This is a genomic window from Bacillus sp. GW823-FHT06B01 (assembly GCF_058952315.1).
Genome location: NZ_JBXAHR010000008.1, coordinates 46,263 through 72,481, shown reverse-complemented (window position 1 = coordinate 72,481; position 26,219 = coordinate 46,263). Strand labels below are relative to the sequence as shown.

Below are 26,219 nucleotides of genomic sequence, written 5' to 3'. Positions count from 1 at the left end.
ATGAATTAAGGGAGAGAAAACAATGCGAGTATTAGAACCACAAACACAACAAGAAGAGTCATTTCCACGAATTGAATTAGGAGACATGTTAGTAACAAAACGAGATACATACGTTTGCATTGAAGTGACAGGACTTTACCGTTTCCACTCTATGGCAGGGAAGGGCGCTTATAACGGTACTTTTAAATCATTAGAGCGATTAACTCAATCGGTTCAAGTAAATATCCTTCGTGGAGCGCAGAAGCTTTACCGTGCAAGCGAATATGATATGCAACTTATTCCACGTCCAAAGCAGTGTAACGGAGTAGTTATTGCAAATGGAGTAGTGGCAGTAGGTTGTATGAAAGAAGAGGACGTTTTGTGGGATTAATTCTCACAAAACAACTACAGGAGGGAAACTATGACATACACATTAGTAAACTTTAAATCAAATAACAACTCAAGCAATTGGCAAGAAGAATATGTTGGACAGGAGTTCACTGTACAAGGAGCAGAACTTGGATTATCAGCAGTTTTCACATTAGTGGACGGTAGTGGAAGAGGTCTTCGTACTTCGACTGTTGTACAGGTATCAAGAAACCAAGTAGGCGGATTGATTGTGGCTACACGTAATTCTACATATGAATTTGAGGCTGTGAAGCAATGAAATTCCTATTAGAAGACCTAAAAGATACAGTTTTGAGTGGATGGAGTCATGGTGCAAGTGATTTATATGAAGTTGAATCACCTAAATGGACTCAAGGCGAACATGATAGTTATCAGGAACGCACAGTAATCTTTATGCATGGTGGCAAGCATTATGCATGTAAAGGAAAGCGTGTTGAGCGTTCCTATGGATGGGAAGAGCAATATGTAACTGATTCAGATGGATACATTGAATGTGAAGAAGTAGAGAAAGTTGAAGTAGTATCTCATATATGGAAGGCTGTGAAATAATGGTTAGAAAAGGCGAAGAGTTAATCCATGCTGTATTCGGTCGTGCCGTATTTGAAGGAGAATTTGGTGGTGATATTCAATCTCTTCTTGAGTGTCACGAGGATGTCGAATATCACCAAGAAACGGATTCGGTTGACGGATGGTATGAACACGGTCGCTATGTAATCGAGTATAAAGGACGAAAGTTTGAAATGGATTACCGTGACCATACATCGGACAATGTTTGTGATTTTACGCTAAACGTTGACTCATTCCGTGAGAAGGAAGCAGATGATACAGAGCTTCTAGAACATGCTTTAAGATTATTAGATATGACAAAAGAGGAAATTAAAGTTTCACTATTTAATCGAACGATTTCAGAGTGATAGTTTGAAGGCAGTGATTAATTTTACTGCCTTTTAGCATGATTAATAATGAATCAAACACTTTACAAGTGTAATAAATAATGATAATATAATGAGGAGAGATTTAGAATGGCTGAATTGCAGTATATTCACACAACAATGAACGGTCGAAAATCAGCAGAGCTTATCATGCGAGTTTTCAGCTTACAAGGACAACAGAAAGAGGTTCTTGTATTCAAGCCAAAGTTAGATACACGAGATGGAGATGCAGTTAAATCACGAGCATTGGACACTGAAATTCCTGCAACATTAGTTGGCGGAGAAGAAAAAGGCAAGATGTTTGAATTAGCGAAGAAGCATCGTCCGCTTTACATCTTTGTTGATGAAGCTCAGTTCTTAACAACAGAGCAAGTACTAGAATTAGTAAGCATCGTTGATGAATTGAAGATTGATGTGTACAGTTATGGACTGCTAGTTGATTTCAGAGGAGTTCTATTTGAAGGCTCTAAAGCATTAATTGAGAATGCTGATACAATCTCTGATATGCCTAACGTGTGTATCTATTGTACGAATAAAGCAATCCGAAACATGCGATTACTTAATAGTAGACCAGTGTTCCACGGAGAAGTGGTTCAAGTCGGGTTCGAAGAGAGTTATCGTAGCATTTGTCGTGAATGCTATAACTCTTTCCAAGCTACCTCTCAAATGTAAAAAATAATGAAACTAGAGGTGTTTAAAAATGTTAAAGTTTCAAAAAGGTGATGAAGTTATTTTGCGTGGTGGCGAGGATGATTTTCTCTATGAAATCGTTGGTATCACTTTGAAAAGTAAGGTTGAAGTAGGAAATGGAGTGCTACAGTTTCAGTTGAAGTCTGTTGAAAAGCATCCATTTGCTAATGGTAAATTTGACTATGTTGAGATTTCTGCTTTTGAAAGCGAGTTGCGACACGCTTATTAATCACCTACACAAGTAGGAGAGGTTAACAGCAATGATTACAAAGCAACAATATGAGGAATTACGTGGTTTAAAAGGATATTCGATTAAGGATATCCTTAAAGACCCAAATATAAATATTAGCAAAGAAGAATTACGATACTTGAGATGCATGTGGTATGGAGATTTAAGCAGAGACCCGTTCTTTGTTCCGTATTACATGCGACAAGTCGTTAGTTATGTTGCTAAACAAGTGTAAAAAATAATGAAAGAGTGATGCTAGTGAGACTTGTGGAACATAGAAATGTCCTTACAAATTTCGATATTAGATATGAGAACTGGCACAAACACACTCACTACAGCAACATCTTTACGGTTGATTGTATTATTAAACCCGAAGATATTGCTAAGCGTGCAGTGGAGCTAGGACACAAAACACTATCTACTGTTGAACATGGATATGCAGGAAATATTTTTGAATACTATGATGTAGCTAAGCAATACGGATTAAAATACATCTTTGGAATCGAGTTCTATTACGTTAAGAACCGCTTCGAGAAAGATAAGACGAATACCCATCTGTTAGTTATGGCTCGTAATGAACGAGGTATGAAGCAGTTGATTACTATTATGTCAGAAGCAAATAAGACAGGCTATTACTATAAGCCACGTATTGATGAAGAGTTATTATTCTCATTGAATCCGAAAGATGTAGTTGTCACATCAACATGTGTGGCGAGTCCAGTTAATAAGTACGACAGTGAATATGCTGATTGTTTCATTTGCAAATGTCACAAGTACTTTGGTGATAATTTCTATCTAGAGATTCAACCTCACGTTCACCCAGTACAGAAAGCATACAACGAAAAGATTCTAGCTTTTCACGAGAAATATAATATCCCATTAGTTCATGCTAATGATACACATTATATCTATCCCGAAGATGCTCAGTATCGTGATTTACTCCTACAGGGTAAAGGAATCTTCTATGACGATGAAGATGGATTCATTTTAGATTATCCAAGCTCAGAGACGTTATATGAGCGTTATGATGCACAAGGTGTATTCACACAGGAACAGGTCACACAAGCATTGCAGAATACATGTATTGTAGATGACTTTGAAGAGATTGTACTGAATAAGGACATTAAGATGCCTACGATTTACCCTCATTTATCACATAAGGAGAAGGTAAATAAGCTCAAGAAGATTGTTCAGAAAGAGTGGAACAAAGATAAACAGCACATCCCAGTTAGTCGCCATGCAGAATACATCGAAGCGATTAAGTTTGAGATGGATATCATTGAAACTACGAAAATGGAAGACTATTTCCTGCTGAACTATAAAGGAATTAAACGAGCAAAAGAAAAAGGCGGAGTCTTAACACGTACAGGTCGTGGTTCTGCTCCAAGTTTCTACATAAATAAGTTGCTTGGATTCACAGAGATTGATAGAGTGGATGCCCCTGTTACATTGTATCCAACACGATTCATGTCTAAATCACGTATTCTTGAGACGAAATCTTTGCCCGATGTGGATTTCAATACTGCTGACGCAACACCATTCGCAGAGGCATGTAGAGAATTTCTTGGAGAAGATAATGTTTATTACATGACTGCATTCGGAACAATGAAGCGTCCATCTGCATTCCGTAACTTATGTCGTTCAAGAGGAATGAAAATGAGTGAATACAACGATGTAGCGAAGAATCTTGAGGACTACGAGAATCATCCACAATGGAGAGGCTTAATTGAAGAAGCTAACCGATTCGTTGGAGTAATTGACTCTGTATCACCTCATCCATGTGCATTCTTGTTACTAGATAAACCAATTTCAGAAGAGGTTGGAGTTATCAAAGTTGGAGATGAGATGTGTGCAGTCATAGATTCATACACGTCAGATGTATGGAAATTTCTTAAAAATGATTTTCTTGTAGTTACGGTTTGGCGGATTATTGCAGAAACATTTGAATTAATTGGTGCGCCAATTCCCGATATCCGTGAACTAACTAAATTAGTAGAAAATAATCCCAAAGTATGGGAGTTATATGAGCAAGGATTAACCGCCACACTGAACCAAGCAGGAACAGATAGTGGAACACCTCAAGTTAAGCGATATATGCCGAGGAGTATCCGAGAATTATCTGCATGGGTATCAGCGATTCGACCATCGTTTGCATCTATGAAAGATGTGTTCTTAAATCGACAGCCGTTCTCATATGGGATACCTGCTTTTGATGAAATCCTTAAAGAGAGTGATAACTTTGTACTCTATCAGGAGAACATCATGTCAGCACTGGTATTCGCAGGCTTTAGTGAGGACGTCACCTATGGACTCCTAAAAGCCATTTCCAAGAAGGTAGAAGGCGTAATTGAGCCTATCCATGACAAGTTCATCAATGGATTCGTTGAGAAAACAGGTAGCCATGAACAAGCTCTAAAGGTGTGGAAAATCATTGAGGATGCAGTTGGATATGGATTTAATGCATCACATGCCTTATCAGTAGCACTAGACTCAATCTATGGAGCTTACTTGAAAGCAGAATATCCGCTTGAATATTACACGGTTGTACTGAATCTATATCAAGATAATACAGAGATGACAGCTAAGATTATGAAAGAGCTTGACTGTTTTGGAATCAAGGTTGCACCGATTCATTTCGGTAAGTCTTTAAGTTCTTATTCACCTGATAAGGATACGAACACAATCTATAAAGGATTAAAATCTATTAAATACTTGAATGAGCGAGTTGCAAATGAATTATATGACATCGCTCACCAAGAAGATACAAAGACTATTCTAGTAGGCGATGAGGTATTAACAGTTGATGAGCCAATTCTAAAGCTATTCATCGACATCATGGAGAGAACATCTGTTAACTCAAAACAGCTCAACATCCTGATTCGATTGAACTTCTTTAGTGATTATGGAACACCTGAAGAGTTATTAAAGATTGCGGAATTAATCCATAAAGGAAAGAACCGATACAGTAAGACTCACAAGGCTAATACGAAGATGAAACGTATTGGATTGCTAACCGAAGAGATTCAAATCATTAAATCTCAAGAGTTACCACCTTTAGATTTATTCGAACAGATTAGTTTTGAGAAAGAGTACTTAGGATACTCAACATTTAAGAAGCCGAATGTGAAGCCTTCATTCTATGTTGTAGTAGAGGTTAATACGAAATACACACCAGTTATTACTTTATACCAAGTGAAAACTGGACAAGAAGTACCTATGAAGATGAAGAAGGTTCACTACTTCGATTCTATGGGTAATCCTGCTCTAGAAGTAGGAGATACTATTAAACTTTTAGACACAGAGATGCGTCAGAAGAGCCGTAAAGTAGATGGCAAATGGGTGAAGATTGATGAGTACGACTCATACATCACTCACTGTAAGAAACTTGTAAGGGATTAATCTAATTCCTTACAAGTGTAAAAAATAATGAATTGAAAGGAAGAGATTTATGGGAGTAGATTATTATGTTTGTAAGAGTTGCGAGGACACATTCTCTGATTGCGGATACTTTGTAAGTTGTATTTGCGGATATCGTTGGTGTTGTGACGAATGTGCAGAGAATGATGGAGTTGTAGCCGAGTTTGATGAGAAGACTGGGGAGAAGCTTGATGAAAGTGAGACTTGTAAATTCTGTAGAAATGAAGATTTCACTGACTGGGAACTGTTCAAGTTTGCACGAGCATTACTAGGCAAGAGTCGTGAGGAGGTAGTCGAGCTTTATAAAGAGATGGGTAAAACTGAGCCTAAGACAGTAACCATCTCAAAAGGAGAATATGAAGGATTACTAGAGAGCCAACACTTCTTAAATTGTCTAGAAGCAATGGGAGTAGACAATTGGGGCGGTTATGGTGATGCTTGCGAGATGTCTGAAAGGGAGGAATAAGTAATGAGTGAGACTCATAACTTAGAAGATTATAAGAATGATATCCTTCTCTTTGCTAAAGAGTTATGTGGTGCAGAAGTGAAAGGTTATCAGAAAGATATTTTACGAGGATTCATGATTAACAAAGCAAGTGAGAGTAAGAGCCTTGTATTATTCCCTAATTTAAAAGCCCCTAATAAACGGTATGAGGATGTTCTATGCATCATTGTATTCTATGGATATTTTATGAAATGCTATGATGAGTATGTGAAGGATATGAATCTATTTAAAAAACACGTAGAAGATGAGTTATATAAACTCTAATCATTACGATGACTACAAGACAGATACGCCCGATAATGCATTGAGGCGTTTTTGTCGTTGTGCTTCATGCGATGAAGACATCAGTTATGGTGAGTACTGCATCCTCGTGTTGGACGAGGCATACGTGCATGAGGACTGTCTCATGGATTATTTAAAAGGGGAATTTTATTTAAGATATCTATATGCAGGAGAGTGAGATAAGCCTAGTGTTTATCTCACTTTTTTTGTTTTAAAAACTTTCAACTAAAGCATTGACAGTTGATACAAGTGTAATATATAATGAATATATCAGATGAGGGAAGGGGAGCGAAATGCTTAATTCTCTCAGAAGATGTTGACAAGTGTAAAAATTAATGATAATATAAAGGAGTTCACAAGCGAGTGGACTTTGAAATTTACTTACAAGTGTAAAAAATAATAAAAGGATGTATGAAATGGCGACCAACCATAAGGATAAAGACCAACCTTTTAGAATCACCGTCACTGGTGGAGATAAGCTTGAGTGTGTTAAACGTGTTATTGAGCTAGAAGGAAGAGGATATGAATGCATTAGACCAATCTTCGAAGTAGCCAATAGCGGTAAGATATACAGTTTTAAAGAAGATGGACTCAAACCAACTAGACTCAAGATGAGGAGCGGAGAAGGTGCGATGTTCAATCAAAAATGGATTGCAGTGATGCAAAAAGTTGAAGAGGTAAGTGAGGCAAGCTAATGACTGAATGTGATGATTTGAAGCGGAAATTAATAGAAGCTCTAGAGAGTTTAGACACAAATAACCCGTTTCACCAAATGACAATCGGTTCACTAGCAGATGCTTTTAAATTATATGGATTGATAGATAGAAAGGATGACTAACACAATGGATGCATTAAGTATTTGCAATGAGACAGTAAATCATCAAGTAGCAACTGAGGTTCTTGGATGGGAATTTAATTCAGAAGAAGGTTGTTATTATGAGGTTACATGTGGAGCTAAGTCACGAGTTATGGAAAAGCATGACTGGAATCCTATGATGAATATGAGTCAAGCTTGGAAAGTTATCGAGCGCCTTACAGCAAACGGCTTTGATTACAGTATGGCTAGTGTCACAGAGGAAATGGCTGAGTTTCTTGAACTCGAAATGGCACAAGTAGGAGATACAATCTGTCGCATATACAAAGACACGAACTCCTTCTTTGTCACTGATTTGCAGGAAATCATAGCAAAGACTCCAATGGAATCCATTTGTGTAATGGGAATCAAATTAGCAAAAGGAGAGTCTTCTTGTGAAACCATATGTAGACAAGGCTCTTGAAATATTAGAGAACAAATTACAGGTAATCGAATACTCTCTTATTAGAGTCGAAACTGTGTATAATGCGTTTAAGGATAACGAAGAAATTGAGAAGCAGGATTTTGAAGAAATTGAAAGACGCTATTTGTCTCTCAAGAACTCAAAAGGTGATTTACAAAATGCTCTTCGAATCTTATATGAGCAAGGAGTAACAAGGGTTTAATTTTTTACAACAAGTGTAAAAAATAATGAAGGAGAGGGAATGAAATGATTAAGATTAATGGTGCAAGACTTGATTTCTCAGAGTTTCCAAATGGTGAAACTAAAGTGGATGCAAAGCTTATTAAAGCCAATGCTCATCCTACTAAGAATACCATCATGTTCAAATATGAAACAGATGGAGATTTAATCAAATTAATGTTTGTTAAGAACTACCTAGACAATATGGGCTTAGATGCAGAATTGAAGATTATGTACATGCCTTACAGTCGTATGGACAGAGTTGAAGGTGTTTCTGCATTTACTCTAAAGGATGTTGCAAACTTCATTAACAAGATGAAATTCAAGAAGGTCTATGTTTATGAAGCTCATTCAGATGTAACACCTGCTCTATTAGACCGATGCGAGGTCATTGATTACTCTGAGCAAATTTTAGAGGATGTAATTGAAATCGTTGGGTTTGATGAGAAAAGAGATTATGTTTTCTTCCCCGATGCAGGCGCATCTAAACGTTACAAGTCCGCTAAAAAGTATCGCCACCTTGTAGGTCACAAACAACGTGATTTCGATAGCGGAAATATCGAAAGTCTTGAAGTGATGGGTGAAGTTGATGGCGCAGGATTCACAGCAATTATTGTGGACGACCTTTGCTCATTTGGTGGCACATTCTTACGAAGCGCTACAGAGTTAAAAAAATTAGGAGCTTCTAGAATCTATCTAGTAGTCACTCACTGTGAAAACTCTATTTACAAAGGTGAGTTATTAAAGACTGATTTGATTGATGGAATTTTTACAACTGACAGCATCTTGAATGAAGAAGAGTATGACGACAGATTGTGGGTGCGTCCATTACTATGATTGAAATTGTAGAAGGCAACTTATTAGATGCAACAGAGGATGCTATCGTACAGCAAGTGAATTGCCAAGGTGTGATGGGGAGTGGATTAGCTAAGCAGATTAGAGCTAAACATCCCGAAGTATACAAAATGTATCAAGCACATTGTGATGGTAAGAATCCACAGGCATTACTGGGAGATATTCAAGCTATATATCTTCGAGACGAAAACAGCAAACCTCAAGATGAGTATGAGTTCGTTGTGAATATCTTTGGTCAATTAAACTATGGACGAGAAAATGTTTTATATACAAATTATGATGCATTGCGTAAAGGCTTAGTGACGCTCAGAGATGATGCTAGCGAATTAGGAGTATCAATTGCTATTCCATATAATCTAGGATGCGGTCTAGCTAACGGTGACTGGGATAATGTTGTTTATCCAATGATTCAAGAGATTTTCAAAGATTATGGTGTAACAATCTATAAATATAAAGGTTAAAAGGGGCTAATAATTATGACAGACTTTATTCATTCAACTGAAATGGAAAACTTTCTTCCACCAACTTTACTGTGCGATTTCTACAAACTATCTCATCGCCCACAGTATCCGAAAGGTACAGAGGTAATCTATTCAACTATGACACCACGTTCAAACAAACATATGCCTACGATTGATAAGGTAGTAGTATTTGAGATTCAATCATTCATCAAGGAGTTCTTAATTGGTTACTTTAACAAATACTTCTTTGCACGTAAGAAAGAAGTTGTCTTAGCAGAGTACGCACGAGTTATCAAATTCTGCTTAGGTGAAGAGAATCCTGACACAACTCATATTGCTGAGCTTCATGATTTAGGATATTTACCAGTACGAATCAAAGCTTTAAAAGAAGGTACGCTAGCACCAATGAAAGTTCCAGTGATGACTATCGAAAATACGATGCCAAAGTTCTTTTGGATTACTAATTACTTAGAAACATTACTTAGCACTGAGATTTGGCAAGGGATGACTTCTGCTTCAATTGCGTTGCAGTACCGTAAGATTTTAAATGAGTACGCTATGAAGACAACTGGAAGCACTGACGGTGTTGTATTCCAAGGACACGATTTCTCAATGCGTGGAATGAGTTCTCTGCAATCAGCACAGAAAAGTGGAGCAGGTCACCTATTATCATTCGTAGGAACGGATACTGTCCCTGCAATCTTATACTTAGAGCAGTTCTACAATGCAAACATCGAGAAAGAGCTTGTAGGAACGAGTATTCCTGCTACAGAGCATTCGGTAATGTGTGCGAATGGTCAAAATGAGTATGAAGTATTCAAGCGTATGATTACAGAGGTTTACCCAAAAGGCTTTGTATCTATTGTTTCTGACACATGGGACTTTTGGAACATTGTCGGTGAGATTATTCCACGACTGAAAGAAGTAATTGAAAACCGTGATGGTAAAGTTGTTATCCGTCCTGACAGTGGTATTCCTGAGGATATTCTTTGTGGCACTCATATCCCTGACCTTACAGGATTGAAATATGTAGATAACTTAGAAGATGCTAAAGAGTACTTCTATGAATATCTAATGGAAGAATTACGTGAAGATACTCCGCATGGTGAACATGGAGATACTGAAACGTCAGGGCAATTTAAGTTTGAAGGCAAATACTATGAATTAGACATCGAAGTTGAGTATGACCGTCATGACAAGCGATTCTACTACATTTGTGACGACAGAGTAAAACGTTTTGAAGAGTTCACTCCAAGTGTTGCAGATTTAGGATTAATTGAGGCACTTTGGAACATTTTCGGTGGAACTATCACAGAGCAAGGATACAAAGTATTAGCACCTTGTATCGGAGCAATTTATGGAGATGCAATCACATTAGAGCGTTGTAAAACAATTTGTCATCGTCTTGCAGAAAAAGGTTTCGCATCTACTAACGTAGTGTTCGGTGTTGGTTCATACACATACCAGTTCAACACACGAGATACGTTCGGATTTGCTATGAAAGCTACATATGCAGTGATTAATGGCGAAGAAAAATTAATCTATAAAGACCCGAAAACAGATGATGGTACGAAAAAATCTCAAAAAGGTCGAGTAGTAGTAATTGAAGAAGAAGGCGAACTGAAATTAATTGACGGTTTAAATAAAGAAGAGCAAGTAAGTTACTTTGGCAAAGACCAATTAGAGCAAGTATTCTTCAATGGTCAACTGCACCGTGACGAAAGTTTACAAGAGATTCGTGAACGAGTTGCAATGAACTTTTAATTTTTAATAACAAGTGTAAAAAATAATGAATTTGCAGAGGTGTCCAAGTGATGCTTCTGCAAATAACAACAGAATGGAGAAAACGAACATGTTTAAAGACCGTAATTTCATTGTGAAGATTCAAGGAGAGTATGTTACATCCTTAATTCCCACTAGAGAAGGGAATCTTAGATATTTTAGAACCAGTACAGATATGGAAGATGCAAACGTTTTTAAAGCAAGCTCACTTAGAGGACACCTTCCTTATTCTACAAATAATCTATTGGAGAAACACTTCGGGGATGTGGGCTATGAAATCATTCCTGTGAAATTAATGGTGGATTACGAGAATCCTATCTTTTTAGAAGGCGAATCAGTTGTAGCTAAGTTTGACCCTATGGTTGAAGGTAGAATTGTTTCAACATTCCCATATGGCAATCACAATGTTCGAGTAGAGTTAAACACTGCTGAGGGAAAGACTCACGTACTAGATTTACCACCACACATGTTAGTTAAAGCACACGGTTAAAAATTTAAACAAACGTTTGATTAAAAGGAGAGAAAACAATGTTAGGAATCATGGAAAAACCAAAAGAGCAAATCTATAAAGGGATAGCTGTGAAGCGTAGTACAGCATTGCCATTAACATTCGGTCAACTAGTAGACAAGATTAAAGTTGGAGAAGTTGCTCACGCTACATTCAATGGTGATGAGGATGAATGGTTTGTAACTCTAACTGAAAATGACTCACTTCGCTACTGTGACAAAGACGGTGGGCGTGTAGGAATTTTAGTATCAGTAACTTACAGCGTTTTAAAAGCAGATTACGAGATTATCAAATCAAAGAAAGAGGTTGAGCAGAATGATTAAAGCAATCAAGGAAGATATGAAACAAGCAATGCGAGACAAGAATAAAACAAAACTTTCAACATTACGTATGCTGATTGCATCGACAGAGAAAGAGCGAATTGCCTCTAAGGTTGAAGAGTTAAGTTCAGAAGCAGTCATTACTTGTATCAACCGTGAAATTAAAGCTATCGGTCAAGAGATTGACGGTCTTGTATTAGCAGGTCGTGATACATCTTCTCAAGAGGAGCAAAAGGCAATCTTAATGGAATATCTACCAAAGCAGTTAACAGAAGATGAGATTGCTGAGAAGGTACGTGAAGTTACTGCAACTGCTCCAAACATGGGATTAGCAATGAAGCAATTGTCAGCAGAATTGAAAGGCAAGGCAGATATGTCACTTGTATCTAAATTAGTTAAAGAAGCGTTCAGCAAATAATTAGCTAGAAGCGAGGAACAAAATAAGATGTTTATAATCAAAAAAATAATGGGGTATTGCGATGGCTGTAAGAAATTCTTCATGCTAACAAATACCGTGAATATGACTTATCGAAACGGTACAGAGGAAAAGTTGAGTTGCTGTGACGACTGCACTGACTTCTATGAGGATATGCAGAGCCATTGGAAAGAAACCGAATAATGTAAGGAGGGCTTTTGATGAAAAGGCAAATCGAAGCTCTCTCTATTGCACTTCACTATGTGTGGGAGCATTCTGACGACCCTATGGTACAGGAAGCAGGAAAAGTGCTAGAAGAAATGAGAGAGAAAGCTCAAAACGCAAGTCGTGTATTTACCGATGGAAAAGGCTTTAGAAAATATGTCGGGCAAGATAAAAAAGATACAAGCAACGCTAGAAAAGGATGGTATCAAGCAGATGTCATGATATTCAAGCGAGAAGATAATCAATGTTGAGTCCGTGGTTCAAAGAAGAGAATGAAATAATTTTAGAGAACAATGCGGTTGTCAAAGAGAGTGAAGTTCCGAAAGAAATCAATCTCGATGGTGTTCCAATAGAGATATTGATTTGGATACTACTCTCAATGATTGCATGTTTAATTATTATGGTGAGAACAAGGAGAAGAAAGAGATGAGACATTTTACGATTATTAAGAAGTTTCCACACTATGACACTGATAAGAGTGGAGAACCAACGTCAACTACACTGTACGACGAGGACGATGTAATGATTTTAACAGGTGATGATTACCATGACAAAATCGACGAGATGATTGAAGGATTCTTCCATGCTCTCGACTACATCTGTGGTACTGGAACGTACAAGGTTAAAACTATGAGTATAAATGAGGCGGAATAGATGCAAAAGTATTGGAATCAAGTAGAGATTGCTGAGATTAAATCTATTAGTGGAGTAGGCGGAAGATTTGGCGACGATATGGATATTTATTTCGTAGTGTTCATGAGAGATGGAAGCACAGCTCAATTCCACTACAATTCACGAATTGCTTACGAGAAGCGTCGAGAACTTAAAAAACTATACAACGAGTTTAATAATGTTGGTGAGACTTATCAGTTAATGAATGAAGCAGATATCCGAGTAGGCGGTGTATCAATCCCGTTCGGTGTACGTGTTGATAATAGTCTTGATGAATCAGAGATTAAGACTTTCTTGGAGATTGAAGAGTTAACAAAGCAAGGGAAAATTATTGATAACGGACGCAGACAGCTAGCTTATATCTGCTTACTAGATATTCAGAATGGCAAGATTGTTCGAGGTACATTAACAGATGCATACCGCAAACAATTGGATGCTATGGGGATTGTCTATGAAGATACTGAAATATCACGAGATGATGAAGAATATTCCCTTTAAAAACAAGGTATTTTTGGATCGGATTTATTCAGTAAAATAATAGTTTTATACAACAAAGGGAGCGATACATGTGCCGAAAGTTGTGGTCGCAGGAAGTAGAGACTTCAAGGATTATAAAACGCTCCACGACCGCTTATTAGCTAATCTAAAGAGATTCCCAAAGGAAGAGATAGAGATTGTTAGTGGTGGAGCTAGAGGTGCAGATTGGCTAGGAGAGCAGTTTGCTAAGCAGTATGGATTAAAACTTACGGTGTTCCCTGCTGAATGGGAGGAATACGGTAACTCAGCAGGACATCGAAGAAACTATGATATGGCTATGTATTCCGATATCTGTTTCTGTTTTTGGGACGGAAAGAGTCGAGGTACTAAAGGAATGATTGACTTAGCTGTTAGAAACAAAATGGAATTACATCTTTATGTAGCTTAAAGGGAGGAGCAGAGTAATGCATATTACAGAGTTATTGAATAAGCTTAAAATTGGTCAGAGAGCATACCGAATGAAAGACGGAAAAAAGGATTACATCAAACGTGAAGAGTATGGCATTGTTTTTGAATCTCCTAATTTCATGCTTGGACTATCACAAGATGTATTAGAATCTGACTGGAAAGTTGAACGAACTTATTTAACTCCAAGTGAGATTGCAGGTGCGTTAGCAGATGGTCGAGAGCTTGTCAGGTATAACTATAATGAAGAGTTCATGGGAATCTACCGATTTTCCAAGGAGCGTGGATTAATGGAGCTTTATAGCAAAGACAGTGAAAGATGGCATACGGTTCATCCTGCAATGGACGCTATCTTTACTACTAAATGGTTACATCGTACAAATACAAGACCAATTAAATAAGGATTTAAAGGAGAGGGAATTATGGAATCAACTAAATACACACAAGAGCTAGTAGGAGACTACATCACATTACACACAGGGAAGCGTTTCTACCCATTACAACCACGTAAAGAGGACATCACTATCTTTGATATTGCTCACTCTTTATCACGCATGGTGCGCTACGCAGGACACTTAGACGCATTGTACACAGTTGGAGAGCATTCACTAGGATGCTACCACTTAGCTGTTAAATTAGGATTGCCTTTACGAGTTCAGATGTTTGCTTTAATGCACGATGGTTCAGAAAGTATTGTTTGTGATGTGCCACGCCCAGTGAAACAGGTCATTCCTCAGTACAAAGAGATTGAAGACCGCATCATGAACACGATTTGGGACATGGTTGAAATCGGGAAACCGACACAAGAAGAGTATCGTCTAGTCAAAATGTTGGACAATACAATGCTGTACCATGAGTTTGAACAACTAGCAGGTCGTATTCATGAATTTCCCGACGTGGAATATTTTGAAGACACATCAATTAACTTAACTTGTCGTCGTAATCGAGATGAGGTAAAGGCTGAATTTATTGATGTATATAATCATTTGAAAGAGGAGATTTCTTATCATTCCTTACAAATGTATTAAATAATGAATAGGGTGATTTTATGAACCAAGAAAGATTAGTCATTGTCACGGGTATGAGCGGAGCAGGTAAAACCTACCTGTCCCGACGAGCCTTTGGCAATCATACAGAATGTGTTTCTCACACTACTCGTCCAATGCGAGAAGGAGAGGTTCACGGATTAGATTACTACTTCATCAGTCAAGAGGAATACGCTGAAATGAGTATTAATAGAGAGTTTGCTGAGATTTCAAATTATCATTACAACTCATATGGAGTAACAAAGAAAGAGATTAACTCAATCATTGAAGCAGAAGGATTTGCATATGTAGTCGTGGACTTCCAAGGCTATCAACAGCTTAAAGAAATATATCCAAATGCTATTGGTATTTTCATTTATGCATCTAAGGATGATTGTGTCTACAACATGCTACAACGTGGAGATACCGTTGAATCAGCTTTAAAGCGCAATGAGACATATGAAGAAGAGTTAAAAAATAAAGGGCATTATGATTTTGTAATTAAAAACGAACGCAATATGGCATCACTTACAATCGAGATTCTATCACGAATCAAAGAAATGTACGCCAAGGTGAATTAATTGGAATTAGTTTTAAATCTCGAACTGCCTACATCTCTTAATAAGCTCTATACGAATCAAGCTAACTTTAATCCAAAAACAAAACGATATGTGCCAACAGGTAAGCGGATTCTGAGCAAAGAGGGTAGAGCGTGTAAGATGCGACTGCAAAAGTATGCGAAGTTGCAATTACGAGAACAGAAAGCCAACTGGGACTACGAATACACCAAGGAAAATTTCATCTACATGGATACAGTTATCTACTTCAATAAGCGTGGACGTGATGACAACAACATTTATAAGTTGCTGTGTGATGCTCTTGAAAAGATTGTCTATGACAATGACTCACGAGTTCTAATCCGCACACAACGTATCCTGTATGACAAAGAGAATCCAAGGGTTGTAGTTCGACTGAAACCAGTTAAATACAGAGGAATCTTTAGAGACCAAGAACAGGTTGATGAGTTTGAGAAGAACTGTAAGACATGTTCGAGGTATCGAAAAGGTTCATGTTCAATCTTAAAGCAAGCTAAACAAGGATTTATCCAAGCAGAGTTAGATGAGAAGACTCTGACTTGTCATTCCTATAAGTGTAAAAAATAATGAATTGGAGAGGGAAACAAATGAAAAAATATATGAAGATTGTACGCTATGGAAAAGGTTCTATTGACAATATCAAAGCAGGAGTATACATCACGGTTACAGAGAAATTAGATGGAGCTAATGCTTCATTCAAACGTGATGGAGACAAAATCCTTTGCTTCTCACGTAATAAGCAATTGGATGAAAAAGAGACGCTTCGTGGATTTTACAACTGGGTTCATGAAAATATCGTAGCAGAGGATTTAGTTGAAGGAGCAATTTATTATGGTGAATGGTTAGTACGTCACAAACTGGATTATGGAGAGAATGAAAACCAGTTCTACTTATTTGATGTATATGACGAGATGTTTGAGCAGTACTGCTCGTTCAAAGCAGTATCAATCGAAGCTGAGCGCCTTAACATCAACTTAGTCCCATTGTTCTACTCAGGGGTGTTCCAATCCCATGAACACTTGGAATCGTTCGTAGGACAATCTAAATTGGGCGAAGTAGGAGAAGGTGTAGTAGTTAAAAATATCTCTGCTGTGAATAAGCATGGTGAACAACAATTCTTCAAGATTGTTTCCTCTTCATTCAAAGAAATGAATGGTGCAATTCCTAAGAGGCAGAAGGAAGCACCACAACGACTTGGTTCAGATTTCGTTGAGAAGTTCTTAACAACTGGACGAGTTGAAAAGATGTTACATAAGCTAGTTGATGAAGGCTTGCTTGAAGAAGACTACGACGTGACAAATATGGGAGTTATCCTTAAAAATATGGGTTCACGTATGTTTGATGACATCATGGAAGAGGAAGCCGATACATTATTCACTGACATTAAGCAGGGTATCGGACGAAAATTACCTTCACTAGTTAAAGAAGTTTTACTAGAAAATAATAAAATGTAATAGCAATTTAGAGGACTTGGAATATTTTTCCCTGTCCTCTTTTTTCATTATTTGTTATACTTGCATTTAGAACAAAAGTATTGCAGTGAGAGGTGGGGTGATGTGAGAGAAAATATAGAGAAAATATTTAGACAAGAGGTTCGGGAGAAGAAAAGAATCGGTTCTAATATATTTAGCAGGGTTTCTACTAGGAAGGGTGGAAGTTACTTTCACGTTCCCTATTTATATATGTCTAAGAAAGAGCAGAAAAAATTAAGCGGAGAGGTGCGAGCGTACAATATGTATGAGATTATTTCTATAGAAGAATTTAGCAAGAAAAGCAAAGACGAGCAGAAGATGTTATTTGAAGCATGGAGAGAGAAACATACAAATGGTCAAATTATGCAAGGAATGGGTATAAGTAAAGGTACATTCAGTAAATGGATGGACGAGTTAAACATTGAAAGAAAACCAAGTAATTTATCAAGAGGCATAAGTGAGTCTGAGAAGATTGAAGTATCAGAAGAAGAGCTAGAGTCTATGAAGAAAGAATTATGCGATTACGAGACATTTAAAATGTTACCATCACACCAACAGGAAGAATTATTTAATATTTATTATGGAACTCTATATAAAAAAGGAAAACAACTAGCAAATGCATGGGATGTAAATCCAAGTGTTATCTATTCTTTACAGTATAAATTTAATCAAAAGAATAAAAAAGAAGAAGCTAAACAACAAAAACAAGAACAAATAACTATAGACGAGCAACCTAAAGAAGAGATTAAAAAAGAGGAGATTAAAGCTCCTGTGGTACAGCCTGTAGTAGAGCAAATTGCTCAAGAAGAGGTAGCTGTAACACTTCAAGAAGAAGTAGCAGAAGAAGCAGAAGAAGTAGTTACTGTAGCACCTGCACTAGAAGTTGTAAAAGCAAAAGAACCAAAGAAAGACTCTAATACAGTTGATGTAGAGCTTAACGGTCAAGTATTTAATTTCGAACTAAAAGGTGAGTTTAACACTAAAAAATTCCTTAAACGTATGAAGTTCATGCTAAAAATGTTAGAGGATGAACAGGGGTCATTTGATATAGAAATTAAGGTTAAACAGAAAAACTAGGCATTATTCCAATGTTGTTTCTTCTTGTTAGTATTGATGATATAATCAAGAGGTAACTTAATATTGCAGGGTGGGAGGTTGCATTTCCCTTTCTCTATTTTTGAGAGAAGGGAGGTGAAACCTTATGGATATTCTATTGCTTATACTAATTGAGATGCTAAAGACGATTGTCAGAGAAACAGTAGTCTTCGGTTTCAAGAAATTAAGTAAGAAACGCAATAAGAAAACCACCCGCTCCCTCAAGCGTGGTGGTTCACGAAAAAAACGAAACAAATAGATTTGTGCAACCAACCACCTTGCGGTGAAGGGTTACAATCGCAGAGGTGTTGACAGCACCTCTGTTTTAGTATATGGATTTCTATCTATAGTATAACACAAGGTAAAAATTTTTAAAACAAATAGAAAAAGAACCACCCTAAGCGAGTGGTCTAAGTGAAAGTGAAAGTAAAAGAAAACGCAAAAGTTTAGCAGATTACTGTAACACAGCATCCACATCAATAAAGCGTAATATCTTAATTATATTATAAATGTAATTGTTTAAAAAAGCAAGAGAGCAACCACACATGTTGCCCTATATAAAATAGTTAAACATACACATACACACATGGTTAAAGGAGAAGTGGTAGTTCATCTTTAACCGAACACATGTTTTATTATATACGAACAATAGTTCTGTTGCAAGGTATTTTTTTCTAATTATCATATTAGTTTATCCTTCTTTTTAGATAAATGGTAGTTCTGATATTCGCAAAATTATATGATATAATTTTCTTAATTAATCAAATAATTTGAAAAGAAGGGATGGTATGGTACAAATAAAGGTAACACCCGAAAAACTTGAGCAGGTCGCACAACGAGTTAGAAATGCAAGACATGATATAGAGTCGATACATAAACAGCTATATAATCAAATGGAGGATTTGTGTAGCAGATGGTCAGGTGCAACAGCTCAAAGTTTTTATTACATGTTTAATGATGCTAAACCGAAAGTGTTTGTTATTATTAGTGAGATGGATAAGATAGCAGACGAATTAATTCATTCTGCTGTAAAGTTCCGTGAAGCAGATAAACTGGCGGTTGAACTTCCTATTGATGAAGGTGCAATGTGTGGCAAACCCAAATCTGATTTAGAGAAAGCTTGGGATGGTCTTTATGATGGCTCAGGAAAAGGTGTTGGAGATGCTTGGGAAGGATTTAAAGCGTTAGGTGACGGTGAAACATGGTCAAACATGTGGGATGCTGTTGTCAATTATGATGAAACTCTTCCTGCTATGTGGAATGCTTTCTCAGATTCTTTTATGAATGACGTTTGGCATGGCGATGTCGAAAGTGGATTCCGTTGGGGTTCTTATTTGGTAACATCAGTTGGATTGGGGCTTCTTGGAGGAAAAGGATTGGATAAAGCTTCTACACTTGCTAGAGGTGCTAGATTCTCTAAAATAACTCAGATTACTCCGCCACGTTTACAGCCTGCCTTTGCAGGTATCGGGTTAACTGGTGAAGCAGTACTCAGCACATTGCCATCATCAGGACACTGGGGAAATTATTTGAGTAGCTATCTTATGTTTGCTAGACCGCATTGGCGAGAATCTGAAAAACATGCAGAAGGAATGTACCCCGAACCAAAGTACAGTGACCAAGTATCATTTAAAAATAGAGAAGAAGTCCCTTACGGAACAAAAGGAAGCACAAGACCTGACCGATATAGTCACGAAGCAGGTCACAGCATAGAAGTTAAAAACTACAATGTTATGACATCTAGTGGTAGACGTTCATTAATAAACATTGTAGTAAAACAGTTTGAAGATAGATTGAAACATCTACCCGAAGGTTCGCATCAAACTGTCGTGATAGATGTGAGAGGGCAAGATGTAACAAGAGAAATATTGAAGCAGATAAGAGAAGAGATAAACCAAAGAACATTTGGACAGGCAGAAATTATCATTAAAAAAGATATAAAATAAGTAGGTGATTGAATATGGCAACGGGATTTATGGTCGATTTTTATTGGTATGAACTAGGTACATCTGACTTTGTACATTCATTTTTCTCAACTATTAGTTATCATTTAGAAAAAGAGGGTTGGGGAGAAAAATACCCTTGTTTAATGAAAGAATTATATAGTGGAAAACTGAAGTCCGAAAATCTTTCAAAAGCAATTAAAGAAACAAATGAGATACGTGAGAAATTAAAGATATTCTTACCATCAGAAGTAGTATGGGATATTGAGGATTTATCCAAACAGCCACCTTGGGGTGACAACATTTCATCAGAAATAACAGACCTGTCTAACTATTTTGTAACAAGTGATGGGAAAGATATGTTTGAAGTATTGCTCTACGCTCTCAATGAAGCGTTAGAGGAAGGTGTCGATTTAGAAATAAAAAATGTATAATCAAATAAAAAGACATGGATTATTCCGTGTCTTTTTTCGTGTTTCTTCCTATTATATATCTCATACCCTCTTCAATTAAATCATTAGTTTTAACTCCTAATCTTTCAGCTCTCACTTTAACACGAGAATAGAGGTCATCACTGAACGTCGTATTGACTGTTTTGCGGTTATTCGACTTTACTATAACCACATTATGTCTACCTTTAAATTTCTCTAATGTGTGTCTCATACCATCTTCAAGAAGGAAATTATACGAAGTATCCTGCTCGACAGCAATCATTTTAATCTTCTTTAACATATCTATATCAAGCCTAGTGCAACGATTTTTACGGTCTTCATCTCTTATACGTATCTGACTAGTGTAAGCCATTTGTTTACCTCCAACATGCAATTTGGTATAATTTTCATATAGATAACTATATAAAAACCAATCATAGTAGTCAAGGGTGGGATAGTATTTGCAGGTAAATTACGATTTGTTAGATATGGTAATGTTAGACGAAGAGATGTATGAACGTTGGTTTGAAGAGATACAGAAGTTTAATTGTAGTAATGATACAATGAGTAATTATCTTAAACAAAGCGCTTATTATAATTATACCGAATATGAAGAAAATACAACTTTAGTCATATTTGATGATTGGCTATTTGGGTATTTCACATTAAAAATGGGAGAGATGAATTTATCAAATACATGCAAACCTGCATTGGAAATTAAAAGATTAGCAGTACAAAACTCAATGCAGAATAGAAATCTAGGTAGTATGGTCATAGAATATATTGAGGGTATTGCTAGACAAGTTAATGTCAGATTTATAAAACTTGATGGATTGAAAGAATACGAAGGATGGTATCAGAAGCAAGGATTTAAAGTCATTGAATTAAATGATTCAGGAAATTACACACCAACAGTATTAATGTACAAAGACTTGTATGATGAACGCTTGACAGAAGAATATCTTGAGGGACGATAAAAGTGTGAAATATTTCATGCTTTTTTATTTCGTCTCAAAACAAAAGAATACTCCTTATTTTGAGATAGCTAGTTATTTTTGTACAGAAACTAATACAGCATAAGGCACTAACATAGAAGTGTTTGATAATTAAACATTAGCAACTAATGAGCCGTTCACAGAAAATAATAAATAACCAACTAACATATTTAATGTTGCTATAAAAACATTTCAATTTTGTCTCAATAACACGTCATTACTTGTCTTTTTGAAACGATACTCAAAAAAGTCATATAGCTTCCTATAAGATAGGTTATGTAAACAAGAAAAATCTTTGAACGCACGAAGAGCCTAAGATATGGTAGATTTTTTCCACCCTCTTAGGCTCTTCTCAATTATGTATTCTTCTAGTCAATTTTCAAGTTAACTCGTGCAACAGTACTGTTCAGATATCTACTGATATTTTACCATAGATTACAATTGACATCAATATAAAATTAGAACACAATGTGTACGTTTCCGTCTTCGAATATTTCTACACGCTGATAGCAGTCGAGGTAATCAGATGTCGGTTCGACAAGTCGAGAACCATCCATGAGAGCTGACACTTTGCTTTCCAAAAATCTCAAGTATAAATCTGAATCATAGACTACATCGTAGAATTTGCAAAATTGTCCATCTATGACTACTGAACCTGCAAATCTAAATTGAGAGAATCTTTCTTCAAAATAATCATATGCTTCATCATGACTATTAAATGCAGGTAAATTAGTTTCGAACTCTCTTGTAATTATATCCACAATCATCACTCCTCTTTTTCTATTTTAACATATTTATTATGTAATTTTTATAGTATAATGAAGTAGAGTTATTAATATTCGTCATTACCCTATTGGACTCTAGCTATCTAGAGTTCATGTTTTTAATTCAGAATATTATGAATTTTGTTGAAAAACATTGATAAATTAAACTTAATGATTCCAAATTCTGTTATTATATTATTAAAAGATATATAGGACGAGGAGGATACTATGAACGTTTCAGTTAAGGGAAATGAGAGAGTTACACAACTGTTAAATGAGTGGTATGTAGAAATTCGTGCTAGAAGGATTGGACAAGCACATCGACTGAAAGAAGAAATTGATAAACAGATTAATAATATAGAAGAAGACCAAAATCTCTTATTATATTATTCACTTCTAGATTTCCGCTTTCAATATGTTATTGATAATCTAGGTGTCTCTGCAAATAGTTTTGATAAGGTTGAGTCTTTCGAGATTCCTACAAATAATTTCTTAACTTACTATTACCATTTCTTTAAAGCAATCCACGCTTCAAGTATTGGTAATTATACAATTGCAAAAGAACACTTCGACAAAGCGGAAAGCCTTCTTGAATTAGTACCCGATGTGATTGAAAAAGCTGAGTTTTACTATAAGCTAGGTGCTTTCCATTATGATATTTATGAATCACTTAACTCAGTTAAATATGCTACGAAAGCAAAAGAAATTTTTGAGAAGAATGAGAATTATGAACGAAACGTGGGATTCTGTGAAAACCTTTTAGGTATGGCATGTACTAATCTAAGAGAATGGATATTAGCAGAAGAACATCTTGTGAAAGCTATGGATATTTTTCAAAAGCTTAATGAGGAAAAATTCATCCTTATGGTTCGCCATAATCTAGGTCTTCTTTATGCAGGACAAAACATGTCTGAATTAGCTATCAGATATTTATCGGAAGTATCTGAGAAAAAACCGAACCACTTTAAAGCAATATTCATTGAAGCGAAGGAACATTATAAATTAGGAGAGTACGATACGACAGCAACATTGATTGCAAAAGGACATCAATTATGTACTGAGCTTGGCAATAAAGAATACTGTCATCATTTCGAAATTTTAAACGCTCTTAATGGAAACGTTCTAGCCGAAGAGCTTGAAGGAATTGTTTTAGCAGGAGTTTCATATTTTGAAAAAGAAGAACTATATGAATACATTCAAGAATATGAGGAGCAATTAGCAGTTCGCTTTTATAAAGAAAGCAACGACTCAAAAGCAAGCAAATACTTCTATTCAAGTACTCAAGCAAGAAAAAAATCTCTTGATAAGGGGGCATTAAAATGAAGAAAGTAATATCTAGTTTAATCGGGATTATTACTGTTTTAACATTGACGTTCGGTGTTCAACCACCTACAGAAGTACAGCAAGCTTCCGATGTAGTTCAATACGCACATGGAGACCACGGTGGTTGATAATTTAAATGTGACAGAGACTAGGTGAATTTCATCTAGTCTTTTTTTATTTATCATCTTGCATACCAGTTGACTCCCATCATTACCATCATTTGTGCAAGGATATAGAATTGATTGTATGATATAATAATATGTCAATGTTTTGGTTTAAGGTATATGGGTTTGTGATACTAAAATAGGATGTGTTGTTAAATTGCTCAAAGATACGGTTGGTTTAAATCTAAGACGTATTAGAAAGCTACGTGGATACACGTTAAAAACACTATCTGAGCAGACAGGTCTCTCGTTTGGCTACATATCAAAAATTGAAAACGGTCGCAACCTCCCTAGTCTTGAAGCTATGGAGAAAATCTCAGATGTATTAGAAACTGAGATTTATTTTTTCTTTCTACCGAACAACGAAGAATCTGTAGAAAGATTATATGAATGGAGTTCTTTACTTGAGGATTTTGTGACACGAGGCATCACTCCACATGACGTAAGAGAGGCAATTGAAGCAATAGATAAAGCATACAGCATTCTAATAAAGCAAAAAGCTAATGTAAAATAATACATTAGCTTTTTTGAGCGATTAAATAAATTTATTAGTCTATAAGTCTATAAATGTCTATAAGTCTATACGTGTCTATAAAGGGTTATAAGGTCTTGCAAATCTTCGGTTCTATAAGGTTAGGGTTAAATTGTCTATAGGTCTATAAATTTAATTATGAAAGATATGTAACAATATAATTATATGTTTCGAAGTCTATAAGTTTCTATATTTTGAGATGCATAAATTGTCAATATAAGGTTATATATATGCATACTCAATCGCTCAATAATACTATATTGTTATATTAGAATTTTCCTAGCAAGAAAACTTCTATACTTATATTACTATTTTTTTAGCACTTATGCAACTAAAAATGGTAAATTTTTATATAAAAAAATAAGGTATTAACGTAAAATGCTGTCAATACCTTAAAATTTTAACTTTTCAGTTATGTTTATTTATTCCAAGCTTCACCAAATTCTGCCTTTAATTGTTTAACTGTGGAATTGATTACATGGTCTACCTGTTCTTCCTTAATTTTGATTCCGTGATGATTAGCCATTTCTACTAATTGCTTCTTCGCAATGGTTAGTTTTTGCTCTCCTCCTAAAGCCCCATAGCTTTGCTGTACTGATTTAACAACAATATTAACTAGTAATTCTTGTTGTTTCAGTTGAGCAAGGATTCCTTTCTTCTTGAGTAATCGGATTCCATAGCCTCCGACTGTAACTAGGATGAATCCTACAGCGTACATTAATAGTTGTTCTAAAGAAAACATATATAATTCCTCCAATTTCTTAACCTATATAAATAGGACATTATGAGATAAAATAGTAATTTTATTTCAAGACCATTCGTAAATCTAAAATCGGTTTCCAGTCACCACCGTGACTTCCTTTTACTCTAACTCTTACATATTTAGATAGGATATCTAGATATTTTCCGTTAGCTTTGACAGAAGCGTCATCAGGCGCACCACCCATAGGATATGTAATACCATGAATATTAACGCCATCATGAGACCACTCAAGGTAAGCATCTAATCTAGTATTGAATTGTTGGATTTCATGAGGTAGTAACTCTCCACCTGCCATACCTTTTCCGCTAATCATTGATGTCAATGCTAATTGATTATAGTTATCTACATCAATGAAATCAGTTACATGACCAGTGTCCATCTCAGGGTTTTCGGCTGACGGTAATTCTAACTTTCCTCCAAATAGACTAACGACCTTACGCTTAGATGGCGCAACATTCACATCAAGTGTCTTATTCTTAATTGTTGTTTCAGTAGTAGGATTCAATACCTTAACATCCACAGATTTGTTAGTAATATTTGCATCTAGTGCTTTAGTTGGATTCAACACATTTACATCCATTGTTTTATTAGTGATGTTTGCATTCACTGTCTCTGTCGGGTTTAGTACTTTGACATCTAGAGATGTATTAGTCACTTTAGATTCGACTGTTCTAACAGGATTTAATACATTCACATTCAATGAATCATTAGTAACCTTTGTTTCTAGTGATTTATCTGCTAGCTGAACTACTAATTTATCATTTTTAATAGTTACTTCACCTGTTGAAGCAGTACCACCACCTCCACCAACACTTCCACCTTTAACTACTACTGGAATTGCTCCACCTTCTGTTAGAGGTTTGTAAACATTTTTCTTCTCATCGTAAGTAAACAACTCAATTTTTTGAGCAGGCATACTTGTTTCTCTAGTCATAAAATCACTCCATTTTTAATTTGTTAATTAGAAATAAGCCGACTCAATTAAGAGTCAGCTTGTA

Annotated in this window: 42 protein-coding genes; 38 read left to right on the top strand and 4 right to left on the bottom strand. The window is 36.1% G+C overall.

The window, feature by feature from the left end:
• Nucleotides 1–22 precede the first annotated feature (22 nt).
• The 34 genes from AC1Q8N_RS26170 (at nt 23) to AC1Q8N_RS26005 (ending at nt 20,683) form a co-directional block, all read left to right on the top strand.
• Nucleotides 23–370 carry a hypothetical protein gene (locus tag AC1Q8N_RS26170; protein WP_493521450.1) on the top strand — a complete coding sequence of 116 codons (348 nt, stop codon included), beginning with the start codon at nt 23–25 and terminating at the stop codon, nt 368–370.
• 30 nt (nt 371–400) lie between these two features.
• Nucleotides 401–646, top strand: a complete 246-nt coding sequence (locus AC1Q8N_RS26165) for a hypothetical protein (protein WP_098392799.1) — start codon at nt 401–403, stop codon at nt 644–646.
• Nucleotides 643–936: a hypothetical protein gene (locus AC1Q8N_RS26160; RefSeq protein WP_493521449.1), complete on the top strand. Its 294-nt coding sequence runs from the start codon at nt 643–645 to the stop codon at nt 934–936. The genes AC1Q8N_RS26165 and AC1Q8N_RS26160 overlap by 4 nt, the downstream gene beginning before the upstream one ends.
• On the top strand, nt 936–1,301 hold the full coding sequence (locus AC1Q8N_RS26155) for a hypothetical protein (RefSeq protein ID WP_098392797.1): 366 nt from the start codon (nt 936–938) through the stop codon (nt 1,299–1,301). Before AC1Q8N_RS26160 ends, AC1Q8N_RS26155 begins: the two co-directional genes overlap by 1 nt.
• Nucleotides 1,302–1,409: 108 nt before the next feature.
• On the top strand, nt 1,410–1,991 hold the full coding sequence (locus AC1Q8N_RS26150) for a thymidine kinase (protein WP_098392796.1): 582 nt from the start codon (nt 1,410–1,412) through the stop codon (nt 1,989–1,991).
• Nucleotides 1,992–2,019: 28 nt separating this feature from the next.
• Nucleotides 2,020–2,238, top strand: a complete 219-nt coding sequence (locus AC1Q8N_RS26145; protein ID WP_098392795.1) for a hypothetical protein — start codon at nt 2,020–2,022, stop codon at nt 2,236–2,238.
• Nucleotides 2,239–2,269: 31 nt separating this feature from the next.
• Nucleotides 2,270–2,473 carry a hypothetical protein gene (locus AC1Q8N_RS26140; protein WP_098392794.1) on the top strand — a complete coding sequence of 68 codons (204 nt, stop codon included), beginning with the start codon at nt 2,270–2,272 and terminating at the stop codon, nt 2,471–2,473.
• Between the two features lie 32 nt (nt 2,474–2,505).
• On the top strand, nt 2,506–5,637 hold the full coding sequence (locus AC1Q8N_RS26135; RefSeq protein ID WP_493521448.1) for a PHP domain-containing protein: 3,132 nt from the start codon (nt 2,506–2,508) through the stop codon (nt 5,635–5,637).
• Between the two features lie 49 nt (nt 5,638–5,686).
• On the top strand, nt 5,687–6,121 hold the full coding sequence (locus tag AC1Q8N_RS26130) for a hypothetical protein (RefSeq protein ID WP_098640161.1): 435 nt from the start codon (nt 5,687–5,689) through the stop codon (nt 6,119–6,121).
• A 3-nt stretch (nt 6,122–6,124) separates the two neighbouring features.
• Complete coding sequence (locus AC1Q8N_RS26125) at nt 6,125–6,424, top strand: hypothetical protein (RefSeq protein WP_493521447.1); 300 nt, start codon at nt 6,125–6,127, stop codon at nt 6,422–6,424.
• Between the two features lie 434 nt (nt 6,425–6,858).
• On the top strand, nt 6,859–7,137 hold the full coding sequence (locus AC1Q8N_RS26120) for a hypothetical protein (protein ID WP_016094801.1): 279 nt from the start codon (nt 6,859–6,861) through the stop codon (nt 7,135–7,137).
• Nucleotides 7,137–7,280 (top strand): hypothetical protein, encoded by a 144-nt coding sequence (locus tag AC1Q8N_RS26115; RefSeq protein WP_176545322.1) that lies wholly within the window; start codon nt 7,137–7,139, stop codon nt 7,278–7,280. The genes AC1Q8N_RS26120 and AC1Q8N_RS26115 overlap by 1 nt, the downstream gene beginning before the upstream one ends.
• Nucleotides 7,281–7,284: 4 nt before the next feature.
• Nucleotides 7,285–7,719: a BC1872 family protein gene (locus tag AC1Q8N_RS26110; RefSeq protein WP_098392790.1), complete on the top strand. Its 435-nt coding sequence runs from the start codon at nt 7,285–7,287 to the stop codon at nt 7,717–7,719.
• Nucleotides 7,691–7,921, top strand: a complete 231-nt coding sequence (locus AC1Q8N_RS26105; RefSeq protein ID WP_098640163.1) for a hypothetical protein — start codon at nt 7,691–7,693, stop codon at nt 7,919–7,921. Before AC1Q8N_RS26110 ends, AC1Q8N_RS26105 begins: the two co-directional genes overlap by 29 nt.
• A gap of 44 nt (nt 7,922–7,965) precedes the next feature.
• Nucleotides 7,966–8,775 (top strand): ribose-phosphate pyrophosphokinase, encoded by an 810-nt coding sequence (locus AC1Q8N_RS26100; protein ID WP_493521446.1) that lies wholly within the window; start codon nt 7,966–7,968, stop codon nt 8,773–8,775.
• Nucleotides 8,754–9,254 (top strand): macro domain-containing protein, encoded by a 501-nt coding sequence (locus tag AC1Q8N_RS26095; RefSeq protein ID WP_255287557.1) that lies wholly within the window; start codon nt 8,754–8,756, stop codon nt 9,252–9,254. The genes AC1Q8N_RS26100 and AC1Q8N_RS26095 overlap by 22 nt, the downstream gene beginning before the upstream one ends.
• Nucleotides 9,255–9,269: 15 nt before the next feature.
• Nucleotides 9,270–11,018: a nicotinate phosphoribosyltransferase gene (locus tag AC1Q8N_RS26090; protein ID WP_493521445.1), complete on the top strand. Its 1,749-nt coding sequence runs from the start codon at nt 9,270–9,272 to the stop codon at nt 11,016–11,018.
• Nucleotides 11,019–11,091: 73 nt separating this feature from the next.
• Complete coding sequence (locus AC1Q8N_RS26085; protein WP_493521444.1) at nt 11,092–11,526, top strand: hypothetical protein; 435 nt, start codon at nt 11,092–11,094, stop codon at nt 11,524–11,526.
• A gap of 38 nt (nt 11,527–11,564) precedes the next feature.
• On the top strand, nt 11,565–11,867 hold the full coding sequence (locus AC1Q8N_RS26080; protein ID WP_493521443.1) for a hypothetical protein: 303 nt from the start codon (nt 11,565–11,567) through the stop codon (nt 11,865–11,867).
• Nucleotides 11,860–12,282, top strand: coding sequence for a GatB/YqeY domain-containing protein (locus tag AC1Q8N_RS26075; RefSeq protein WP_098392783.1), 423 nt, complete (start codon nt 11,860–11,862; stop codon nt 12,280–12,282). The genes AC1Q8N_RS26080 and AC1Q8N_RS26075 overlap by 8 nt, the downstream gene beginning before the upstream one ends.
• Nucleotides 12,283–12,500: 218 nt before the next feature.
• Complete coding sequence (locus tag AC1Q8N_RS26070) at nt 12,501–12,755, top strand: hypothetical protein (RefSeq protein ID WP_098392782.1); 255 nt, start codon at nt 12,501–12,503, stop codon at nt 12,753–12,755.
• On the top strand, nt 12,749–12,934 hold the full coding sequence (locus AC1Q8N_RS26065; protein ID WP_493521442.1) for a hypothetical protein: 186 nt from the start codon (nt 12,749–12,751) through the stop codon (nt 12,932–12,934). Before AC1Q8N_RS26070 ends, AC1Q8N_RS26065 begins: the two co-directional genes overlap by 7 nt.
• A complete protein-coding gene (locus tag AC1Q8N_RS26060; RefSeq protein WP_098640172.1) occupies nt 12,931–13,158 on the top strand; it encodes a hypothetical protein in 228 nt (75 codons plus the stop codon). The genes AC1Q8N_RS26065 and AC1Q8N_RS26060 overlap by 4 nt, the downstream gene beginning before the upstream one ends.
• On the top strand, nt 13,159–13,674 hold the full coding sequence (locus tag AC1Q8N_RS26055) for a hypothetical protein (protein WP_493521441.1): 516 nt from the start codon (nt 13,159–13,161) through the stop codon (nt 13,672–13,674).
• Between the two features lie 70 nt (nt 13,675–13,744).
• Nucleotides 13,745–14,101: a DUF2493 domain-containing protein gene (locus AC1Q8N_RS26050; RefSeq protein WP_098392778.1), complete on the top strand. Its 357-nt coding sequence runs from the start codon at nt 13,745–13,747 to the stop codon at nt 14,099–14,101.
• Between the two features lie 16 nt (nt 14,102–14,117).
• On the top strand, nt 14,118–14,519 hold the full coding sequence (locus AC1Q8N_RS26045) for a hypothetical protein (RefSeq protein WP_493521440.1): 402 nt from the start codon (nt 14,118–14,120) through the stop codon (nt 14,517–14,519).
• 21 nt (nt 14,520–14,540) lie between these two features.
• Complete coding sequence (locus AC1Q8N_RS26040) at nt 14,541–15,146, top strand: HD domain-containing protein (RefSeq protein WP_493521439.1); 606 nt, start codon at nt 14,541–14,543, stop codon at nt 15,144–15,146.
• A 20-nt stretch (nt 15,147–15,166) separates the two neighbouring features.
• A complete protein-coding gene (locus AC1Q8N_RS26035; protein WP_098640177.1) occupies nt 15,167–15,724 on the top strand; it encodes a guanylate kinase in 558 nt (185 codons plus the stop codon).
• Nucleotides 15,725–16,306 (top strand): RusA family crossover junction endodeoxyribonuclease, encoded by a 582-nt coding sequence (locus AC1Q8N_RS26030; RefSeq protein WP_493521438.1) that lies wholly within the window; start codon nt 15,725–15,727, stop codon nt 16,304–16,306. It abuts the gene before it with no gap.
• Between the two features lie 20 nt (nt 16,307–16,326).
• Complete coding sequence (locus tag AC1Q8N_RS26025) at nt 16,327–17,193, top strand: RNA ligase family protein (RefSeq protein ID WP_493521437.1); 867 nt, start codon at nt 16,327–16,329, stop codon at nt 17,191–17,193.
• 228 nt (nt 17,194–17,421) lie between these two features.
• Nucleotides 17,422–18,288, top strand: coding sequence for a hypothetical protein (locus tag AC1Q8N_RS26020; RefSeq protein ID WP_493521436.1), 867 nt, complete (start codon nt 17,422–17,424; stop codon nt 18,286–18,288).
• A gap of 124 nt (nt 18,289–18,412) precedes the next feature.
• Nucleotides 18,413–18,565 (top strand): hypothetical protein, encoded by a 153-nt coding sequence (locus tag AC1Q8N_RS26015; RefSeq protein ID WP_098392771.1) that lies wholly within the window; start codon nt 18,413–18,415, stop codon nt 18,563–18,565.
• A gap of 529 nt (nt 18,566–19,094) precedes the next feature.
• Nucleotides 19,095–20,252, top strand: coding sequence for a WXG100 family type VII secretion target (locus AC1Q8N_RS26010; protein ID WP_493521435.1), 1,158 nt, complete (start codon nt 19,095–19,097; stop codon nt 20,250–20,252).
• Nucleotides 20,253–20,266: 14 nt separating this feature from the next.
• Nucleotides 20,267–20,683 (top strand): immunity 70 family protein, encoded by a 417-nt coding sequence (locus AC1Q8N_RS26005; protein WP_493521434.1) that lies wholly within the window; start codon nt 20,267–20,269, stop codon nt 20,681–20,683.
• Between the two features lie 19 nt (nt 20,684–20,702).
• Here the strand turns inward: AC1Q8N_RS26005 and AC1Q8N_RS26000 are convergent, their stop codons facing one another.
• On the bottom strand, nt 20,703–21,053 hold the full coding sequence (locus AC1Q8N_RS26000; protein WP_098640183.1) for a hypothetical protein: 351 nt from the start codon (nt 21,051–21,053) through the stop codon (nt 20,703–20,705).
• Nucleotides 21,054–21,141: 88 nt separating this feature from the next.
• Between AC1Q8N_RS26000 and AC1Q8N_RS25995 the strand changes: the two genes are divergently transcribed.
• Nucleotides 21,142–21,657 (top strand): GNAT family N-acetyltransferase, encoded by a 516-nt coding sequence (locus tag AC1Q8N_RS25995; protein ID WP_098640184.1) that lies wholly within the window; start codon nt 21,142–21,144, stop codon nt 21,655–21,657.
• Nucleotides 21,658–22,133: 476 nt separating this feature from the next.
• Here the strand turns inward: AC1Q8N_RS25995 and AC1Q8N_RS25990 are convergent, their stop codons facing one another.
• Nucleotides 22,134–22,436 carry a hypothetical protein gene (locus tag AC1Q8N_RS25990; protein WP_098392765.1) on the bottom strand — a complete coding sequence of 101 codons (303 nt, stop codon included), beginning with the start codon at nt 22,434–22,436 and terminating at the stop codon, nt 22,134–22,136.
• A gap of 231 nt (nt 22,437–22,667) precedes the next feature.
• Here AC1Q8N_RS25990 and AC1Q8N_RS25985 point away from each other — a divergent pair, with 231 nt between their 5' ends.
• From AC1Q8N_RS25985 to AC1Q8N_RS25975, 3 genes are all read left to right on the top strand, one after another.
• Nucleotides 22,668–23,762, top strand: a complete 1,095-nt coding sequence (locus tag AC1Q8N_RS25985) for a Rap family tetratricopeptide repeat protein (protein ID WP_098392764.1) — start codon at nt 22,668–22,670, stop codon at nt 23,760–23,762.
• A complete protein-coding gene (locus AC1Q8N_RS25980; protein ID WP_098392763.1) occupies nt 23,759–23,890 on the top strand; it encodes a Phr family secreted Rap phosphatase inhibitor in 132 nt (43 codons plus the stop codon). Before AC1Q8N_RS25985 ends, AC1Q8N_RS25980 begins: the two co-directional genes overlap by 4 nt.
• Nucleotides 23,891–24,083: 193 nt before the next feature.
• Nucleotides 24,084–24,440, top strand: a complete 357-nt coding sequence (locus AC1Q8N_RS25975) for a helix-turn-helix domain-containing protein (RefSeq protein ID WP_176523165.1) — start codon at nt 24,084–24,086, stop codon at nt 24,438–24,440.
• 436 nt (nt 24,441–24,876) lie between these two features.
• Here AC1Q8N_RS25975 and AC1Q8N_RS25970 read toward each other — a convergent pair whose 3' ends face one another.
• Both AC1Q8N_RS25970 and AC1Q8N_RS25965 read right to left on the bottom strand, forming a co-directional pair.
• Nucleotides 24,877–25,215, bottom strand: a complete 339-nt coding sequence (locus AC1Q8N_RS25970; RefSeq protein ID WP_141542474.1) for a phage holin, LLH family — start codon at nt 25,213–25,215, stop codon at nt 24,877–24,879.
• A gap of 46 nt (nt 25,216–25,261) precedes the next feature.
• A complete protein-coding gene (locus tag AC1Q8N_RS25965; protein ID WP_493521433.1) occupies nt 25,262–26,155 on the bottom strand; it encodes a hypothetical protein in 894 nt (297 codons plus the stop codon).
• Between the last annotated feature and the right edge of the window lie 64 nt (nt 26,156–26,219).

Excerpts from the sequence above, each read along its gene's own strand:
- AC1Q8N_RS26170 (WP_493521450.1), top strand. The coding sequence starts at position 23 with ATGCGAGTATTAGAACCACAAACACAACAAGAAGAGTCATTTCCACGA.
- AC1Q8N_RS26165 (WP_098392799.1), top strand. The coding sequence starts at position 401 with ATGACATACACATTAGTAAACTTTAAATCAAATAACAACTCAAGCAAT.
- AC1Q8N_RS26160 (WP_493521449.1), top strand. The coding sequence starts at position 643 with ATGAAATTCCTATTAGAAGACCTAAAAGATACAGTTTTGAGTGGATGG.
- AC1Q8N_RS26155 (WP_098392797.1), top strand. The coding sequence starts at position 936 with ATGGTTAGAAAAGGCGAAGAGTTAATCCATGCTGTATTCGGTCGTGCC.
- AC1Q8N_RS26150 (WP_098392796.1), top strand. The coding sequence starts at position 1,410 with ATGGCTGAATTGCAGTATATTCACACAACAATGAACGGTCGAAAATCA.
- AC1Q8N_RS26145 (WP_098392795.1), top strand. The coding sequence starts at position 2,020 with ATGTTAAAGTTTCAAAAAGGTGATGAAGTTATTTTGCGTGGTGGCGAG.
- AC1Q8N_RS26140 (WP_098392794.1), top strand. The coding sequence starts at position 2,270 with ATGATTACAAAGCAACAATATGAGGAATTACGTGGTTTAAAAGGATAT.
- AC1Q8N_RS26130 (WP_098640161.1), top strand. The coding sequence starts at position 5,687 with ATGGGAGTAGATTATTATGTTTGTAAGAGTTGCGAGGACACATTCTCT.
- AC1Q8N_RS26125 (WP_493521447.1), top strand. The coding sequence starts at position 6,125 with ATGAGTGAGACTCATAACTTAGAAGATTATAAGAATGATATCCTTCTC.
- AC1Q8N_RS26120 (WP_016094801.1), top strand. The coding sequence starts at position 6,859 with ATGGCGACCAACCATAAGGATAAAGACCAACCTTTTAGAATCACCGTC.
- AC1Q8N_RS26115 (WP_176545322.1), top strand. The coding sequence starts at position 7,137 with ATGACTGAATGTGATGATTTGAAGCGGAAATTAATAGAAGCTCTAGAG.
- AC1Q8N_RS26110 (WP_098392790.1), top strand. The coding sequence starts at position 7,285 with ATGGATGCATTAAGTATTTGCAATGAGACAGTAAATCATCAAGTAGCA.
- AC1Q8N_RS26100 (WP_493521446.1), top strand. The coding sequence starts at position 7,966 with ATGATTAAGATTAATGGTGCAAGACTTGATTTCTCAGAGTTTCCAAAT.
- AC1Q8N_RS26090 (WP_493521445.1), top strand. The coding sequence starts at position 9,270 with ATGACAGACTTTATTCATTCAACTGAAATGGAAAACTTTCTTCCACCA.
- AC1Q8N_RS26085 (WP_493521444.1), top strand. The coding sequence starts at position 11,092 with ATGGAGAAAACGAACATGTTTAAAGACCGTAATTTCATTGTGAAGATT.
- AC1Q8N_RS26080 (WP_493521443.1), top strand. The coding sequence starts at position 11,565 with ATGTTAGGAATCATGGAAAAACCAAAAGAGCAAATCTATAAAGGGATA.
- AC1Q8N_RS26075 (WP_098392783.1), top strand. The coding sequence starts at position 11,860 with ATGATTAAAGCAATCAAGGAAGATATGAAACAAGCAATGCGAGACAAG.
- AC1Q8N_RS26070 (WP_098392782.1), top strand. The coding sequence starts at position 12,501 with ATGAAAAGGCAAATCGAAGCTCTCTCTATTGCACTTCACTATGTGTGG.
- AC1Q8N_RS26065 (WP_493521442.1), top strand. The coding sequence starts at position 12,749 with ATGTTGAGTCCGTGGTTCAAAGAAGAGAATGAAATAATTTTAGAGAAC.
- AC1Q8N_RS26060 (WP_098640172.1), top strand. The coding sequence starts at position 12,931 with ATGAGACATTTTACGATTATTAAGAAGTTTCCACACTATGACACTGAT.
- AC1Q8N_RS26055 (WP_493521441.1), top strand. The coding sequence starts at position 13,159 with ATGCAAAAGTATTGGAATCAAGTAGAGATTGCTGAGATTAAATCTATT.
- AC1Q8N_RS26045 (WP_493521440.1), top strand. The coding sequence starts at position 14,118 with ATGCATATTACAGAGTTATTGAATAAGCTTAAAATTGGTCAGAGAGCA.
- AC1Q8N_RS26040 (WP_493521439.1), top strand. The coding sequence starts at position 14,541 with ATGGAATCAACTAAATACACACAAGAGCTAGTAGGAGACTACATCACA.
- AC1Q8N_RS26035 (WP_098640177.1), top strand. The coding sequence starts at position 15,167 with ATGAACCAAGAAAGATTAGTCATTGTCACGGGTATGAGCGGAGCAGGT.
- AC1Q8N_RS26025 (WP_493521437.1), top strand. The coding sequence starts at position 16,327 with ATGAAAAAATATATGAAGATTGTACGCTATGGAAAAGGTTCTATTGAC.
- AC1Q8N_RS26020 (WP_493521436.1), top strand. The coding sequence starts at position 17,422 with ATGTCTAAGAAAGAGCAGAAAAAATTAAGCGGAGAGGTGCGAGCGTAC.
- AC1Q8N_RS26015 (WP_098392771.1), top strand. The coding sequence starts at position 18,413 with ATGGATATTCTATTGCTTATACTAATTGAGATGCTAAAGACGATTGTC.
- AC1Q8N_RS26010 (WP_493521435.1), top strand. The coding sequence starts at position 19,095 with ATGGTACAAATAAAGGTAACACCCGAAAAACTTGAGCAGGTCGCACAA.
- AC1Q8N_RS26005 (WP_493521434.1), top strand. The coding sequence starts at position 20,267 with ATGGCAACGGGATTTATGGTCGATTTTTATTGGTATGAACTAGGTACA.
- AC1Q8N_RS26000 (WP_098640183.1), bottom strand. The coding sequence starts at position 21,053 with ATGGCTTACACTAGTCAGATACGTATAAGAGATGAAGACCGTAAAAAT.
- AC1Q8N_RS25985 (WP_098392764.1), top strand. The coding sequence starts at position 22,668 with ATGAACGTTTCAGTTAAGGGAAATGAGAGAGTTACACAACTGTTAAAT.
- AC1Q8N_RS25980 (WP_098392763.1), top strand. The coding sequence starts at position 23,759 with ATGAAGAAAGTAATATCTAGTTTAATCGGGATTATTACTGTTTTAACA.
- AC1Q8N_RS25965 (WP_493521433.1), bottom strand. The coding sequence starts at position 26,155 with ATGACTAGAGAAACAAGTATGCCTGCTCAAAAAATTGAGTTGTTTACT.